Raw genomic sequence first — 15,449 nt, forward strand, 5'->3', positions numbered from 1 at the left:
CGTGTGTTCGATCCGACCGGCGACTTAGACTCGACTGCCCGATGAGCGCACCTCCCATCACCAACGGTCATGGCGATGGGTTCGCCGGCGGCCCGCTGGCGCCCCCGCAGAACCTCGAGGCCGAGCAGTCCGTGCTCGGCGCGGTGCTGTTGTCGGACACCGCGCTCCCGGCGCTGATCATCGAGGCGAACCTCGCGCCGCAGGACTTCTACCGCGACTCGCACGCCCGCATCTACGAGGCGATGCTCGACCTCAATACGCGCGGCGAGCCGGTCGAGGCACTGACCGTCATCGAGCACCTCAAGCAGGCCGGGGAGCTGGAGAGCGTCGGCGGCGCCGTGGCGGTCGAGCTGCTGGCCGGCTCCGTCCCCGCGGTCGGCAACCTGCGCAACTACGCCAAGATCGTCAAAGAGAACGCGATGCTGCGGCGGCTGCTGCACGCGTCTTACGACATCCAGGCGCAGGTGCTCAACCACGAGGCGCCGCCGCGCGACCTGGTCGACATGGCCGAGCGCGCGATCCTCGAGGTCGCCCACCAGGACTCGCGCAAGGACTTCCGCTCGGCCGACCAGCTGCTCAACGAGGAGCTGGACAAGCTCCAGAAGCTCTCGCTCGAGGGCAACCCGATGACCGGCACGCCCTCGGGGTTCGAGGACCTCGACCTGATCACGGGCGGCTTCCAGCCGGGCAACCTGATCATCCTCGCCGCGCGTCCGTCGATGGGCAAGTCGGCCTTGATGGTCAACTTCGCCGAGAACGCGGCCCTGGCGTCCAACAAGGCCGTCGCGCTGTTCTCGCTCGAGATGTCCGAGGGGGAGCTCGCGCAGCGCTTCATCGCCTCGCAGGCGTCGATCAAGGGCGACGACCTGCGCAAGGGCCGCGTGCCGCAGTCGCGCTGGGGCAAGATCCTCGCCGCCTCGGGCCGTCTGGCCGAGTCCAAGCTCTTCGTCGACGACTCGTCGGATCTGAGCGTCCTCGACGTGCGCGCGAAGTGCCGGCGGCTGTCGCAGCAGAACCCGGACGGGCTCGGCCTCGTGCTGATCGACTACCTGCAGCTGATGCGCGCGGGCGGCACGGTCGAGAACCGCGTCGAGCAGATCGGCATCATCTCGCGCGGCCTGAAGTCGCTCGCGCGCGAGCTCGAGGTGCCCGTGATCGCGCTGTCGCAGCTCAACCGCGGCGTCGAGCAGCGCACGGACAAGCGGCCGGTGCTGTCGGACCTGCGTGAGTCGGGCGCGATCGAGCAGGACGCCGACCTCGTGATGTTCGTCTACCGCGACGACTACTACGACAAGGAGTCCGAGCGCGAGGGGCTGGCGGACGTGATCATCGCCAAGCACCGCAACGGCGGCCTGGGGACGGTCGAGCTGACGTTCCAGAAGGAGTTCCCGCGGTTCATGACGTACGTCGCGGACGATCGGTACTAGATGGCGGAGTGCCTCGACGGCCGGTGTGACGGCTCCGGGTTCCTCTTCGACGAGGAGAAGCGGCGGGCGTACCCGTGCTCCTGCCGCGATCGCGTGATGGCGCGCAAGCGGGCGGCGGCGGTCGCCGGCCGGATTCCCAAGCGCTATCGCGAGGTGTCGTTCGAGCGGGAGCCGCTGCCGTCGATCGAGCGGGCCAACGCCCCGGTCGTGCGCGAGGTCCGCAGCTACATCCGCCGCATCTCCGAGAATCTCGCGGCGGGCCGCGGGATCTGGTTCAGCGGCGACGTCGGCACCGGCAAGACGACCCTGGCGATGCTGATCTCCAAGGCCGCGATGGAGGCCGACCACACGGTCGCGATCTACTCGCTGCCGCGGCTGCTGTCGATCCTGCGCGAGACCTACGACGACGACGCCCGCCACTCGCTCACCGAGTTCATCGACATGCTCTCGTCCGTCGACCTGCTGCACATCGACGACGTCGGCGCCGAGCAGTCGACCGATTGGGTGCTCGAGCAGCTCTACACGATCTTCAACACCCGCTACGAGGACGGCAAGGCGGTGCTGCTGACGACCAACCTGGTCGGTACCTCGCACGCCTCGGCCGAGTCGCATCCCGCGGCGGATCTGGTGGCCCAGATCGGCGAGCGCACGGTGTCCCGGATCTGGGAGATCTGCGGCGATCCGAACTTCCTCTTCGGCCACGACCGGCGCCTGGAAGCGCAGTACCACCTGCCGGAGCCGGTCGCGCCGCGCAACACGCCCGACCCGTTCGACGACTCGCGCTGGGATGAGCGCGATCGTGGATACGGGCGAGCGCCGTAGACTGGTCATACGACATGGCCGGAATCGTGATCGTGGGCGCCCAGTGGGGCGACGAAGGCAAGGGCAAAGTCGTCGACCTCCTCGCGGAGAAGGCGGACCTCGTAATCCGCTTCCAGGGTGGGAACAACGCCGGGCACACCATCGTGCGCGACGGCGTGCACTGGAAGTTCCACCTGATCCCGTCCGGGATCCTCTACCCGGGCAAGCTCTGCGCGATCGGCAACGGCGTCGTGATCGACCCGAAGGTGCTGACCGACGAGCTGGACTCGTTGCGCTCCAAGCAGGTGGACCTGTCCGGGCTGCGGATCAGCGCCAACGCGCACCTGATCATGCCGTACCACATGTTCCTCGACCACGCGGGCGAGACGAAGCTCGGCAAGCTCCAGATCGGCACCACGCGGCGCGGCATCGGCCCGTGCTACGCCGACAAGGCCGCACGCCTGGGCATCCGCGTCCAGGACCTGCTCGACGAGAAGATCCTCAAGAAGAAGATCGTCGCCGCGATGGAGCCCAAGCGGCTCTCGCTGCGTCCCTACGCGAAGGCGGCCGAGCTCGACCTGCAGTCGATGACCGAGGACTACCTGACCTACGGCCACCGGATCGCGCAGTACGTCGCCGACACCGCGAAGCTCACGTGGGACGTCCTGGATGCCAACGGCCGCGTCATCTTCGAGGGCGCGCAGGGCACGCTCCTGGACATCGACCACGGCACGTATCCGTTCGTGACGTCCTCGAACCCCGTGAGCGCCTCGGCCTGCACGGGCACCGGCGTCGGCCCGAAGGACATCGACGAGGTCTGGGGCATCGCCAAGGCCTACGCGACCCGCGTCGGCTCCGGCCCGTTCCCGACCGAGCTCGACGATGACCTCGGCACCACGCTGCGCGAGGCCGGCGGCGAGTACGGCACCACCACGGGCCGCGCGCGCCGGGTCGGCTGGATCGACCTCGTGGCGCTCCGCTACGCCGCCCGCATCAACTCGCTGACGCACCTCGCGATCACCAAGCTCGACGTACTCACCGGCCTCGGCGACCTCAACGTCTGCACCCGCTACCGCGGCGCGGAGGAAGCCACGTTCACGACCTATCCGTACCACCAGACCGTGATGCACCAGGCGGTCGGCGAGTACGAGCGCCTGCCCGGCTGGGACGAGGACATCACGGGCTGCCGTGACGAGTCCGAGCTGCCGCAGAACGCCCGCGACTACCTGGCCTACATCTCCGACGTCATCGGCGTGCCGATCGCGCTGATCGGCGTCGGTCCCGGCCGCGACCAGATCATCTGGACCGAGGCCGGGCGCAACAGCATGGCGGCGGCCGAGCCCGCCGCCGCTTAGTCGAGGATGGTCCGGGAGTCCACGACGAAGTCGTGGAGCGCCCGGTTCTCCTCGTCCCACAGCGGCCACAGGTAGTCGATCAGGGCCGCGAGGCCGAACGTGAACGAGTTGGCGATCACGCCGAACAGCAGCCACTTCACGAGGACCTCGCGCAGGCAAGCCCAGCCGAAGGTCACCGGACCGCCCTTCGCGCGCACGACGCGGATGCCGCACGCCATGCGGCCGAGCGTCTTGCCGTTGGTCTTGACCATCATCAGCGGCGCGTAGAGCAGCGCGGCGACCAGGACGCAGATGCCCCAGCCGAGGATGCCGAGCACGGCGGCGATGTAGCCCGTGGTGTCGCCGACCAGGAATCCCGCGCCCGCGAAGGCGGCGAAGACGCCGAAGAAGATCCCGGCGATGAGCGAGACGACGATGCCGTCGATGATGAGCGCGCCGGCGCGCCGCCACCAGCCCGAGAGCTGCCAGTGGCCGGCGACAGGCGCCTCGAAGGGCGCGGTCGCCACCCCGCTCGCGCCCGGCGGCGGCGGGGACGTGTACCCGGCCAGCGGGTCGCCGGAGGTGATGTGTGGGTCGCTCATGAGGACAACGCTACCTGCGCGTCGCGTCCAAGTTCTCCTGGAGCTGTGAGAGCACCCGCACGACCCGCAGGCCCGCCTCTCCGTCCGAACGCGGCTGCGTTCCCGTACGGATGCACTCGACGAAGTGCTCGCACTCGATCCGCAGCGGCTCGCGGTTGGAGATCCGCGGGCTGTGGATGTCTCCCGAGCGGGTGATGTACTCGCCGTAGGAGTGCGTGTCCTCGTCGAAGCCCTTGTCGTAGATGGTGACCTTGCGCTCGAGCTCCATGTCGTCGAACGTGGCCATCCGCTTCGCGCCCACGATCGTGAAGCTGCGGGTCTTGTGCGGGTCCAGCCAGGACATGTGCAGGTGCGCGGCGACGCCGGACGGGAACCGCAAGAACGAGAACACGACGTCCTCGACGCCCGGCCGCGTGTAGGCCTCCCCGCGCGCCTCGACGAAGTCCGGGTCCTGGCCGGCCAGATGCAGGACCACCGAGATGTCGTGCGCGCCCAGCGACCAGAGCGCGTTCTCGTCGCTGCGCAGCTTCCCGAGGTTGAGGCGGTGGCTGTAGATGTAGTGGATGTCGCCGAGCTCGCCGGAGTCCGAGATCGCCTTCAGCTTCTCGACCCCGGGGTGGTAGACGAGCAGGTGGCCGACCATCAGGATCCGGCCGCTGCGCTGCGCCGCCGCGACCGCCCGCTCGGCGTCCTGGACCGTGTAGGCCAGCGGCTTCTCCACCAGGCAGTGCTTGCCGGCATCGAGGACCTTCTCCGCCAGCGGGCCGTGGGTGGGAACCGGGGTGGCGAGCACGACGGCATCGAGCATGTCGTCGTCGAGGAGGTCGTCCAGGTCGGCCGTGAAGCGGGCGGTCTGGAACGACGGCGCCCAGCGGGCGCGGGCCTCGTCGGACGCGTCACAGCACCACGCGAGCTCGACGCCCGGGATCGCCGCGAAGTTGCGCGCGAGGTTGGGACCCCAGTAGCCGAGGCCGACGACGCCGACCCGGGTCACGTTAATTCACCCCACATGCACGGGTAATACGTAGCGCATGGGTCGCATCCGAGGGATTGTCCGGCACGTCGTCTGGTACGTGGACTACGCGTGCGGCGGCGAGCCGCGTCGGCGACGCTAGACGGCAGCACCCAGCTCCCGCTCGATCGCCTGATCCATGATCTCGCGCGTGCGGAGCGTGACCGCGCCCGGCGCCGCCGGGAGCTCGAGCTCGTCGATCGAGGCGATCGGCATGACCGTGCGCGTCGTGGACGCGATGAACGCCTCCTCGGCGTGGCGCAGGTCGTCGAGCGTGCACGTCTCCTCGATCACGTCGGTCTCGGCGAGGAGCCGCTGGCGGGTGATCGAGCCCAGAATGCGCTCCGAGAGCGGCGGCGTGTAGAGACGCTGGTTGCGGACCCAGAAGAACGACCACGTCGGGCCCTCGAGCACCCGGCCGTGCGGCGAGACCAGCAACGCCTCGTCGTAGCCGCCCTCCCTCGCGATCCGCGTCGCCAGCATGTTGCCGGCGTACGAGAGGGTCTTGAGGCCGTCCAGGACGCGGTTGGGCGCGTAGGTGATCGTCGCGACGCGCGCGAGCGCCTTGTGGCGCGGGGCGGGCTCGACGATCGAGATCCGGCGGCCGCCGCGGGTCAGCACGAGGCGCAGCAGCGAGTCGGTGGGTCCGTTCGCCTCCAGCAGCGCGGCGATCTCGGGGCGCCACGCGTCGAGGTCGAGCGGCAGCCGCAAGCCCTCGCAGGTGCGGCCGAGCCGCTCCAGGTGATCCTCGAACGCGAACGGGCGGCCCTGGTAGAGGCGCATGACCTCGAAGGCGCCGTCGCCCCTGAGAAGGCCTTCGTCCGAGACAGGGATCCTCGCCTCCTCGGCGGGCCCGATAGCACCGTCGACGCTGGCGAGCATGCCCATGAGGTTACTTGCAGGCCGTGTAGCGCCGTTTCTCGGTCAGTCCTTTGCCCTTCGTGAGCGTGATCGTGACGGTGAGCGTGAACGTGCCCTTGGGCAGCTTGCGCAGGTAGAGCGGCTTCTTGAGCTGCTTGCCCTTGACCGTCGCGACCTTCTTGGCGTTGACCTTCACCGTGACCGTCTTGACCGTGTAGCCCTTCGGGGGCTTCTTGAACTTGATCGTGAGCTTGCGGCCGCGGATGCACTTGGAGGCCGCGGGGAGGGTGGTGAAGTCGGCGATCGCGCTGGGGGGTGCTTGGGTGGGCGTCGGCGTGGGCGTGGAGGTCGGGGTGGCAGTCGGGGTCGGGGTCGCCGGGAGCGGGTCGGGCGTTGCGCTCGGAGTGGCCGTCGCCGTCGCAGTGGGTGTCGCCGTGGGCGTCGCGGCGCACGTGGTCGACGGCTTCGTCGAGATGACTTCCGTGCGCTCGTTGCTGCCGCCATGCACGCCCCACGCGAGATAGAAGTCGTTCCCCCCGCCGCCGGCCTCCGGGTCGCGGAACTGATCGCTGCTCGTGCCCGGCGGCGAGACGCGCGCGATCGCGGGCCACGCAGCCGAGAGCGACGACGCGATCACGGCGTGCGTCTCCGGGTCGTTCCCCGCCGTTCCCGCCACGAGGATCTCGCCGACGCCGTTGACCGCCACCGTCGGCCCGTACACCGCGAACGGCTTCGGCGTGTCCCAACTCGTCCCGTTGAACCGCGACACCACGGTCTCGATGACGAACGACTGCGTCCGCCGCTCCCACGCCGCCACGAGGCCGCCCGGATGGCGGACGAGCGCCTTTGTGTTCCGGAGCCGCCACTGCTGCGCGTTCGGCTCGTCGTCGCCGAGTTGCTGGTTCGTCGCGCCCCAGGCGCCGTTGCTGCCCGTGTTCACGCGCAGCGCGTCGGTGACGTTCTCGTTGAACGAGGCCATCGCCACCGTCCGCCCGCCACCGTCGAACTCCACCATCAGGTCCTTGATCGTGTTCTGGAACGTGTTCTCGATGACCTTGACCTCCCCGCCCCAACTCCCGCCCGCGGAGTGGTACTTCGAGTACACGTAGCCGGGCGTCGTCTGCTGATACAGCAGCACCGCGTCCCCCGTGGCGCTCATCGCGACGTCGTGGCGCAGCATCGGGTTGGCGACCTTCTCCGGCGCCCCCCACGCGCCGCCGGCGGGCCGGAACGAGGCCCAGATCCCGCCCGGCGTCGGGTCCGCCCACACCGCTACCGCGGCCCCGCCGTCGCTGAGCGCGAACTGGACGTTCGAGATGTCCGAGTCACTCACGATGGTCTGCGGCTGCTCCCACGAGCCGCCTGGCCCGCGGATCGCCGAGTAGTGCGTGTCGGTGTTGCCGTCCTCCACCCGCCACACGGCCATCGCCGTCCCGTTCGCCGCGAACTCGATCCCGGTGCCGAAGAAGTTCGCCGCGGGCGTCCCCAGCAACGTCCGCTGCCACGTCGTGCCGCAGCGCTCGTAGATCGCCAGCTGGTCGTCACCTTTGCTGTTGCGGGCAAACGACGCCCACAGCGCGTTGCCGTTGGCGTCGACCGCCAACTGCGAGGCGTCGTCATTGAACAACCCGGGCGGCCGTGTCGTCGAGTCGGCAACCTCCACCGCCCCCCACGGGTCCGCTGAGACCGCGAGCGCCGCCGGCACCACCCCGAACACGACGATCGCGATTGCGGGGAGCAGGCGGCGTAGTCTCATCTGCGCCCCATCCTCTTCGTGCGTTGTGCAACGAGTCAAGCCCGCGCGGCTAGCCATTCGGGCAGCGGTTGCCCCATGGCCTCGAACGACGAGGTGAGTCGAGCTCGTCACGGATTCCGAGACGCGGCCGACACGCCTGGAGTCGGCGGCCCGCGTCCGGGTGATCGACGACGCTCTTGCGGAACCGGGCCGGCAGGTTGAGCGGCAACGCGCCAGCAACGCCAAGAGGGCTAAAGGTCTTCGTCCGCGCTGCCGATATCTCCGTTAGACCGCCCGCCGAGGCGGTCTTTTGCGTTCTCGGCGACCAGGCGCGCGTGATGGGCCCTGCGCTCCGTCCTGACTGGCCCGATCGTCGTCCTGCGGCGCTGACGTCCGTCCGGCGGCCGCCGCGTCCACGCCGATGGCGATCGCGAGGCCAGGTGAGCCGGGTTCGTCGCGGATTCCCAGACGCAGCCGGCGCACCTCGCGTCGGCGTGCCCGCTTCGACGTCGGACCGGCGCAGCGCGACGAGCTCGCCGCGGCGGAGGCCTGTGAACGCCGCGGCGACGTAGATCACGCCGTCCTGATCAGACTCGGCCTCGCCGACCAAAGCCATGATCTCCTCCGGCGAGAACACCTCGATGGCGGTCGAGCGCCTGTGGCGCGGCTTCTCGACGTCGGCCATGGGGTTAGCCGGGAGCCGAAGGACGCGACGGGCCCGAGCCATCCCGCCGTTCAGGCCTCGATGCGCTTGGTTGTCCCGTCCTCGAGCCGGAGAGACCCGAACGCCGCCGAGAGGTGGACCCGGATCACGGAGCGGAAGTCGCAGAGGGTCGACGGCTTGCGGTCCCTGCATGCGCCTGGCCGAGCACATCGCGTAGCCATCCCTTGGGGGCCGCGCTTGGTGAAGTACCGCGCTCGCCGCCGATCGCGAGGCCAGGTGCGCCGGGTTCGTCGCGGATTCCCAGACGCAGCCGGCGCACCTCGCGTCGCCGCGCCCGCTTAAACGACGAAACCGCGCCGTAGCGCGGTTTCGGAAGTGCCCCCGCCAGGAATCGAACCTGGAACCTTCGGATTAAGAGTCCGCTGCTCTGCCAGTTGAGCTACAAGGGCTGGGCCGCACAGGATAGCGGCGAACGCGTTACCCGCCGACAGTGGGCGTTGCGCTCGGCACGGCCTGCTGGAGTTGCGAGGTCAGCGCCTGGGTCTTGGCCGAGTCGAGCTGGGTCTTGAGGTCCTTCTGCTCGTCCTTGGGGGCGAGTTCGACGGCCTTGGCGGCGGCGAGGTCGCCCTTGCGGGTCTGGTTGGCCTGGTAGGCGAAGATCGCGAGGTTGGAGTAGGTCTGCTGGGTGGGGTCGACCTGGGTGACCAGTTCCTGGGCGGTGACGGCCTTGCCGACGTTGCCGACCGACATGAAGGCGTTGGCCATCTGGCGGGCGAGGCGCTCGTCGGGGGTCGGGGGGTTCAGCGCGACGTACTTGTCGAAGGCGGTGGTGGCGGCGGTGATCTGCCGCTTGCCTTCGGCGGTGTAGTTGCCGGTGGCGGCGTCGAGGTTGTCGCCGACCTGGGCGAGGCGGACGCGGGCGAGCGCGAGGGCGGACCAGGCGGCGGGGTCGCTCGGGGTGGCCTTGGCCTTGGCGTCGGCGGTCTGGACGGCGGTACTCAGGCGCTTGACCGCGGCGTCGTCGCCGCCGCCCTGGGTACCGTTGCCGGTGATGGCGTCGACGATGCCTCCAGACAGGCCGCTGGACCCGATGCTGAACCCGACGAAGCCTACGAACATCAGTAGGGCGAGGCCGAGATAGACAACCTTGACGGTGCGGCGTCGAGCGCCGCTTCTCAGATCGAACAGCATGGGAGTTGCGGACTAGTCCTGATCGCGGGTGACGTGCACTGGCTCCGGGGATAGCGAGGTCTCCTCAAGATCCTCGAAATCCTCGTCGTCGGCGACGGCGCGGCCGGCGCGCCGGTCCAGCAGCCAGGACAACAGGATAGACCCCTCGAACAAAACGTACATAGGGGCCATCATCATCGTCATGGTCACCGGGTCCTGACCGGGCAACAACATGGCCAGGACGGCGATGACCAGGATCGCGTAACGGCGGTTGTGCGCGAGCTGGCTGGTGGAGACGATTCCGACCCGCGTGATGGCCACGATCCCAATGGGGATCTGGAAAAGCAGCCCCATCGCCAGCAGGAGCATGAGCACGAACTTGTAGTACGGCTGCGCCTGCACGAGCACGTCGAACGAGTCGGTGTTGAAGTTCTGGAGGAACTCGATCGCCCGCGGGACGACCGTGTAGTAACCGAACACGACTCCACAGATGAACAGGATCGGGATCCCCAACATGGCGGGGAGCGCGATCTCCTTCTCGCGGGGGGAGAACGCCGGTAGGACGAAGGCGTAGACCTGGAAGAGGACGATCGGCAGCGAGAGGAGGAGGCCTGCGTACGCCGCCACCTTCAACGTCTGCATGAAGGGCTCCGACACGCCGAGCGTGACCGGCTTGCGGGTGCTGACCTCCGGGACGGACGCGGCGAGCTTGTCCCCCTGCGCGGCGAGCTGGTTGAGCGCCGCCTTGACCTGGGGATCTTGCTCGTTGGCCGCCTGAAGACGCTGCACCGCGCTGGAGTCCTTGATCCAGGCGGCGACGTCCTGATCCCAACGCGCACCTGACGCGAGCGGGTCGCTGGTGTCCGACTGCTCCGTCTGCTCGAGCGGCCGGTTGAGGATGTCGAGGACCCGGTCGTTCTGCCAGAAGCACAGGATCGTGGCGGCCACGAAGGCCACCAGGGAGATCACGAGACGGACACGGAGCTCCGTCAGATGCTCGACGAGGCTCAGGCGGTCCTCGTGCGCGACGGATCGCAGCGCAGACGCCATGGGTGCGACGGACGGTTGTGGTCGGTGTCGGGAGTGCTAGCGGGGGGAGCGCTCGCGGACGGTCTCACCGTCGAGCGGCGCCTGCTCGCCATCGGGGCGGCCGAGCGCGGCCTCGACGTCACGACGATCGTCGCCGCGCGAGGCGCGCGCGTCATCGTCGTCGTCCTTGTCCTTGCCCGTGATCGACTCCTTGAACTCGCGCATGCCGGTACCGAGCTGCTTGCCGAGGCCAGGCAGCCGTTTGGGGCCGAAGACAAGGAGGACGATCACCAGGACGATGGCGATCTCCAAGGGTCCGATGTTGGGCATCGTGCTCTTCCCGGAGGTGGTTGGACGGCTACTACCAGTTCCTGGGAACGAGGGTAGCGGTACAGAACAAACGAAATTGGGTCAAGTTCGTCATCCGGAGGCCGATCTAAAGGGCTGTCATGAGCCAGCCCACCAACTCCAACGGTCAGTACGTCCGCCGCGTGACCCTCCCCTCGGGCCGCTCGATCGAGGTTGTCTACTTCGAGCCGCTCGCCGCTGAGGCGGCCGGCGCCGCCGCCGCCGCGGCCTCGAACCCGGTCGAAGAGCTCCACATCTGCCCCGAGTGCGACCGCGACCTCGTGTACCCGGTCGACTGGGAAGAGGCTTCCGTGACGCACTGGGAGGTCGAGCTGCGCTGCCCGAACTGCGAGTGGAGCGAGGTCGGCACGTTCGACCAGGCCACCGTGGACCGGTTCGACGAGCACCTGGACCTGGGCACCGAGGCGCTGGTCAAGGACCTGCGTCGCCTCGTGCAGGCGAACATGGAGGCCGAAGCCGAGCGCTTCGCCGCCGCCCTGGACGCCAACGCGATCCTGCCCGAAGACTTTTAGGAGTAGCGGTCGACCACGGAGTCGGCCACCAGCTCCAATGCCGCCTGCTGTGAGGGCTCCGGCAGGCACGGGAGGTCGGCCTTCGCGTCGGCGACCATCGCCAGCGCCACCTCGCGCGCGGCCTGCAGAGCGCCGGTCGCGGCGATCGCGTCGCACACCCCCTCGGCCTGCTCGGGTGTCCGCACCGCGCGCAGGTCGAGCGAGGCGATCTCCGGGTCGCGCTCGCGCGCGATGATCAGCGGCAGCGTCACCGTGCCGTCGAGCAGATCGGTGCCGCGGTGCTTGCCGGTCCGCTCGGCGGGTCCGGAGACGTCCAACACGTCGTCGAGCAGCTGGAACGCGAGCCCGATGCGCTCGCCGAACTCGCCCAGCAGCGCGACGTTCCCGCCACCCGCCAGTGCGCCGAGCTCGCACGCGGCGCGGAACAGCCGCGCGGTCTTGAGATCGCAGCGCCGCAGGTAGCGCGCGCGGGTGGTGTGGAGGTTCCACGCGTCCTCGCGCTGCAGCAGCTCGCCCTGCACGAGCGCCGACGAGGCGTCCGACAGGACCCGCACCGGCTCGACCGTTCCCCCGCCCGCGAGTTCGGCGAACGCGCGCGAGAACAGCAGGTCCCCCGTCGCGGTGGCGATCGAGCGCCCCGCGGAGGCGACCACGGTCGGTCTTCCTCGCCGCAGGACCGCCGCGTCGAGCACATCGTCATGGACCAGGGTCGCCGAATGCACGAGCTCGACGGCCACCGCCGCCCGCAGCGCCGCGTCGCGCCCCGCCGGATCGGGACCGGCCGCGACGAAGACCAGCAGCGGCCGCAGGCGCTTGCCGCCGGCGGCGATCGTCGCCCCCGCGTGCTCGCCGAGCGTCGACCCGTGCGAGGTCGCGACCTCGGCCAGGCGCACCTCGAGGTCGCGCATCAGCCCCGGGACGTGCGCGCCTCCCGCTTCGACGACCGCGGCGACCGCCTCGGCGCTCGCCACTTAGCGAACCGTCCCGTGGTGGATCGCGATGATCCCGCCCGCGGTCAGGATCCAGCCGACATCCTCGCACCCCGCCTCGACCAGCATCCCGCCGAGCGCGTGCGGGCCCGGGAAGCGCTTGACCGAGTTCGGCAGGTACGTGTACGCCTCGTCGAAGCGGCCCAGGAGCGGCACCAGCCGATCGAACCACAATGAGAAGAAGGTCGACAAGGGCGGCTTCTGCGGGGTCGTGATCTCGAGGATCACCACGCGGCCTCCCGGACGGACGACCCGCGCCATCTCGGACAGCCCGCGCGAGAGATCGCTGAAGTTGCGGGCGCCGAAGCCCACGGTGACGGCATCGAAGGCATTGTCTGGATACGGGAGCGCGAGCGCGTCGGCCTGTTCCCAGGTCAAGCCCGGCGCCTTCGCGCGCGCCCGCTCGAGCATCCCTTCCGAGAAGTCCGAGCCGACGACGTCACCGCCGCGTGACGCCAGTTCGATCGCGAGATCGCCCGTGCCCGTGGCGACGTCGAGCGCGCGCGTACCCGGCCCGACGCGGGCCAGGTCGACGGCCCGGGTGCGCCACTGGTGGTGCAGCCCCGCCGTCATGACCGTGTTCATGACGTCGTAGACGCCCGCGATGCGGTCGAACATCGCCCGCACCGAGTCGGCGGGCAGCGTGCCGGTCCCGGCCGCCATACGGGCCGGCCTAGCCTTCTTCGTTTCCTTCCTTGAGCGACGCGAGGAAGTCCACCAGCGCGGTCTTCTTGTCCTCGGGCAGCCCGCGGAAGGAGGGCATCGGTGCGGTCGGGTTCTCGAGCGTCCGGCGGATGGCGCCCTTCTCGAGCACGTTGCCGATGTTCGAGAGGTGCGGGCCAGGGCCGTCGTTGCCATTCTCGCCGATCTTGTGACAGGCGAGGCAGCCGGACTGCGCGGCCACGAGCTTGCCCTTCTCGAGGTTCGCCGGGACGACCATGTCGATCGAGTTCGGCGAGCCGGCCTCAGCGCCCATGAAGGTCAGGTAGCCCATGGCGACGATCACGAGGATGCCGGACAGCGTCGCGATCGGCCGGCGCTCAGGCCGCCGTTCCGGGCCGCGGTCGATGAACGGCAGCAGGAACAGCATGATCATGCAGATCGTCGGCACGCCGATGGTCGCGAACGGGACCAGTTCCGGCGGCTTGATGACGCGCAGGACCTCGAAGAGGAAGAAGAAGTACCACTCCGGACGCGGCACGTAGGTCGTCGTCGTCGGGTCCGCCTTCGGGCCCAGCTCCGCGCCCAGCACGATCGACATCGTGATGATCACGGCCATCACGACCATCATCATCACGCTGTCCTTGGCGACCGCGTAGGGGAAGAAGGGCTTCCCCTTGGACTTCAGGATCGCGTACTCGCGGAGGTACTCCTCCTTCTCGCGCTGATTCATTAGACGCGCTCCTCCCGGAGCTTCTCGTCCTTGTCAGCGCGCAGCCACGGCGGCGCGGTCGTGCCCAGCTTGGCGACGAGGTACAGGTGCGCGCCGATCAGCGCGGCGATCAACCCCGGCACGAGCATCATGTGGATCGCGTAGAACCTCGACAAGGTCGTCGCCCCGAAGTCGGCGCCTCCTCTCAGGAAGTCCGACAGGAAGGGACCCACCAGCGGCCCGGTGCCGTTGATGTTCGCGGCCACGATCGTCGCCCAGTAGGAGCGCTGATCGAACGGCAGCAGGTAGCCCGTCAGCGACATCACGAACGTGAGGATCACGAGCACGACGCCGATGATCCAGTTCAGCTCGCGCGGGTACTTGTACGCGCCGAAGAAGAACGTTCTCGCCATGTGCAAGAAGATCAGGATCACCATCACCGACGAGCCCCACTTGTGCATGCCGCGCACGAACTCGCCGAGGAAGACGTCGTTGGTGATGTGGCGCGCGGACTCGTAGGCCTGGGTCGGCGACGGCGTGTAGTACATCGCCAGGAACACGCCGGTGATCGCCTGCGAGACGAACGCGAACATCGTCGCCGAGCCCAGCGTGTAGAACCAGTTCGTCCCCTTCGGCACCTTGCGGAAGAACATCCAGCGGACGCCGCCGGACAGCGACGTGCGCTCGTCGACCCAGTCGGCGACGTGGATGCCGGCTTCCTTGACCTGCTCGAGCGGTTTGACCTTGTCGGCCTCACCCGGGCGGGCCGGGGAGTCCTGGAAGGACTTCGGAACAGGGGGCTTGGGAAGCGTCGGCAGTCTCATGGGTTCTTCGGCGTCGAGAAGCGGCCGGGGTAGAGGTACTGGCCGATGCCGTCGAGCGGCTGGCCCGGATCGCGGTAGCTCGGGAAGCGTGTGAACGACGAGTTGACCGAGTAGCGCGGACCCACTTCGACGACGCCGTTGCGCATGCGGGTGTAGAAGTGGTCGAGCGGGCGGACCGGCGGACCGCCGTCGACGGCGCCTGTGAAGCCGTAGACGCCGCCGTGGCATGGGCAGATGAAGCGCTGCGCGGCGGCGGTCCAGCGGACCGGGCAGCCGAGGTGCATGCAGCGACTGGAGATCGCGACCACCGGGGCGTCGGTCGCCGGCGGCGCGGGCGCACCCTCGGCGTCGTCGATCTCCGGGTTGCGCTGGCGCATGTACACGGTCGTCTTGCCGACCTCGCCGATGCCCTGCGTGATCGTGATCACGCGCGGCACGTAGTCGTCGTCGGGGAAGTCCGTCGGCTTGCCGACGGGCGTCCAGATGACCGGGGCGCGCTCGAAGATCGGGCTGCCGGCGGCGAACCCGAGCACGGGCAGCAGCACCGCGGCGGTGGCTACCGCACCGGCGGTGTGCACCGTCCCGACCATGAGGCGGCGACGGGTGACGGTCTCACCTTCGAACGCACCCGGAATGTTGCGGTCGGCGGTGAACTTGGAAACGGGCTGCTTGCGGGACTCAGGCAAGGGGCCGGAATGCTATCGCTCGGCTGCGGTGGGGCGACGTGTCGGCGCGCCAGGCCTGTGCG

General features: G+C 69.2%; 17 protein-coding genes and 1 tRNA gene. 4 read left to right on the forward strand and 14 right to left on the reverse strand.

Features of this window, described 5'->3' with window-relative positions; genetic code table 11:
* The first annotated feature begins 41 nt into the window (after positions 1-41).
* The 3 genes from dnaB to G569_RS0118200 are packed head-to-tail and all read left to right on the forward strand — an operon-like array spanning position 42 to position 3,583.
* Positions 42-1,427, forward strand: a complete 1,386-nt coding sequence (gene dnaB, locus G569_RS0118190) for a replicative DNA helicase (protein ID WP_053226578.1) — start codon at positions 42-44, stop codon at positions 1,425-1,427.
* Positions 1,428-2,249 carry an ATP-binding protein gene (locus tag G569_RS58335; protein ID WP_028064461.1) on the forward strand — a complete coding sequence of 274 codons (822 nt, stop codon included), beginning with the start codon at positions 1,428-1,430 and terminating at the stop codon, positions 2,247-2,249.
* A 14-nt stretch (positions 2,250-2,263) separates the two neighbouring features.
* Positions 2,264-3,583: an adenylosuccinate synthase gene (locus tag G569_RS0118200; RefSeq protein ID WP_028064462.1), complete on the forward strand. Its 1,320-nt coding sequence runs from the start codon at positions 2,264-2,266 to the stop codon at positions 3,581-3,583.
* On the opposite strand, the gene G569_RS58340 is transcribed toward G569_RS0118200, so the two are convergent.
* The 9 genes from G569_RS58340 to G569_RS66000 all read right to left on the reverse strand — a co-directional run bounded on the left by G569_RS58340 (position 3,580) and on the right by G569_RS66000 (position 10,947).
* The gene (locus G569_RS58340; protein ID WP_053226580.1) at positions 3,580-4,164 is read right to left on the reverse strand and encodes an RDD family protein; all 585 of its coding nucleotides are present in this window, start codon (positions 4,162-4,164) and stop codon (positions 3,580-3,582) included. The two genes, G569_RS0118200 and G569_RS58340, sit on opposite strands and share 4 nt — an antisense overlap.
* A 10-nt stretch (positions 4,165-4,174) precedes the next feature.
* On the reverse strand, positions 4,175-5,158 hold the full coding sequence (locus G569_RS0118210; protein ID WP_053226582.1) for a Gfo/Idh/MocA family protein: 984 nt from the start codon (positions 5,156-5,158) through the stop codon (positions 4,175-4,177).
* A gap of 117 nt (positions 5,159-5,275) precedes the next feature.
* Positions 5,276-6,058: an aminotransferase class IV gene (locus tag G569_RS58345; protein ID WP_169542180.1), complete on the reverse strand. Its 783-nt coding sequence runs from the start codon at positions 6,056-6,058 to the stop codon at positions 5,276-5,278.
* Between the two features lie 10 nt (positions 6,059-6,068).
* Positions 6,069-7,793 carry a hypothetical protein gene (locus tag G569_RS64635; RefSeq protein WP_211233020.1) on the reverse strand — a complete coding sequence of 575 codons (1,725 nt, stop codon included), beginning with the start codon at positions 7,791-7,793 and terminating at the stop codon, positions 6,069-6,071.
* Between the two features lie 49 nt (positions 7,794-7,842).
* Positions 7,843-8,457, reverse strand: coding sequence for a site-specific integrase (locus tag G569_RS62700; RefSeq protein WP_157592126.1), 615 nt, complete (start codon positions 8,455-8,457; stop codon positions 7,843-7,845).
* Between the two features lie 355 nt (positions 8,458-8,812).
* A tRNA-Lys gene (locus tag G569_RS0118225) sits at positions 8,813-8,885 on the reverse strand.
* A gap of 28 nt (positions 8,886-8,913) precedes the next feature.
* Positions 8,914-9,555: a tetratricopeptide repeat protein gene (locus tag G569_RS0118230; protein ID WP_157592127.1), complete on the reverse strand. Its 642-nt coding sequence runs from the start codon at positions 9,553-9,555 to the stop codon at positions 8,914-8,916.
* An 84-nt stretch (positions 9,556-9,639) separates the two neighbouring features.
* On the reverse strand, positions 9,640-10,656 hold the full coding sequence (gene tatC / locus G569_RS0118235; RefSeq protein ID WP_028064466.1) for a twin-arginine translocase subunit TatC: 1,017 nt from the start codon (positions 10,654-10,656) through the stop codon (positions 9,640-9,642).
* 36 nt (positions 10,657-10,692) lie between these two features.
* Positions 10,693-10,947, reverse strand: coding sequence for a Sec-independent protein translocase subunit TatA/TatB (locus G569_RS66000; RefSeq protein ID WP_064750392.1), 255 nt, complete (start codon positions 10,945-10,947; stop codon positions 10,693-10,695).
* Between the two features lie 137 nt (positions 10,948-11,084).
* Here G569_RS66000 and G569_RS0118250 point away from each other — a divergent pair, with 137 nt between their 5' ends.
* The gene (locus tag G569_RS0118250) at positions 11,085-11,516 is read left to right on the forward strand and encodes a hypothetical protein (RefSeq protein ID WP_028064467.1); all 432 of its coding nucleotides are present in this window, start codon (positions 11,085-11,087) and stop codon (positions 11,514-11,516) included.
* On the opposite strand, the gene G569_RS49570 is transcribed toward G569_RS0118250, so the two are convergent.
* The 5 genes from G569_RS49570 to G569_RS0118275 are packed head-to-tail and all read right to left on the reverse strand — an operon-like array spanning position 11,513 to position 15,387.
* On the reverse strand, positions 11,513-12,487 hold the full coding sequence (locus G569_RS49570; protein ID WP_053226588.1) for a polyprenyl synthetase family protein: 975 nt from the start codon (positions 12,485-12,487) through the stop codon (positions 11,513-11,515). The two genes, G569_RS0118250 and G569_RS49570, sit on opposite strands and share 4 nt — an antisense overlap.
* Positions 12,488-13,168 (reverse strand): class I SAM-dependent methyltransferase, encoded by a 681-nt coding sequence (locus G569_RS0118260; RefSeq protein WP_053226590.1) that lies wholly within the window; start codon positions 13,166-13,168, stop codon positions 12,488-12,490. It lies immediately after the preceding gene.
* 10 nt (positions 13,169-13,178) lie between these two features.
* The gene (locus tag G569_RS0118265; RefSeq protein WP_028064469.1) at positions 13,179-13,898 is read right to left on the reverse strand and encodes a c-type cytochrome; all 720 of its coding nucleotides are present in this window, start codon (positions 13,896-13,898) and stop codon (positions 13,179-13,181) included.
* The gene (locus G569_RS0118270) at positions 13,898-14,701 is read right to left on the reverse strand and encodes a cytochrome b (protein WP_028064470.1); all 804 of its coding nucleotides are present in this window, start codon (positions 14,699-14,701) and stop codon (positions 13,898-13,900) included. Before G569_RS0118270 ends, G569_RS0118265 begins: the two co-directional genes overlap by 1 nt.
* Positions 14,698-15,387: a Rieske 2Fe-2S domain-containing protein gene (locus G569_RS0118275; RefSeq protein ID WP_028064471.1), complete on the reverse strand. Its 690-nt coding sequence runs from the start codon at positions 15,385-15,387 to the stop codon at positions 14,698-14,700. The genes G569_RS0118270 and G569_RS0118275 overlap by 4 nt, the downstream gene beginning before the upstream one ends.
* Between the last annotated feature and the right edge of the window lie 62 nt (positions 15,388-15,449).

Source organism: Solirubrobacter soli DSM 22325 (genome assembly GCF_000423665.1).
Lineage (GTDB): Bacteria > Actinomycetota > Thermoleophilia > Solirubrobacterales > Solirubrobacteraceae > Solirubrobacter > Solirubrobacter soli.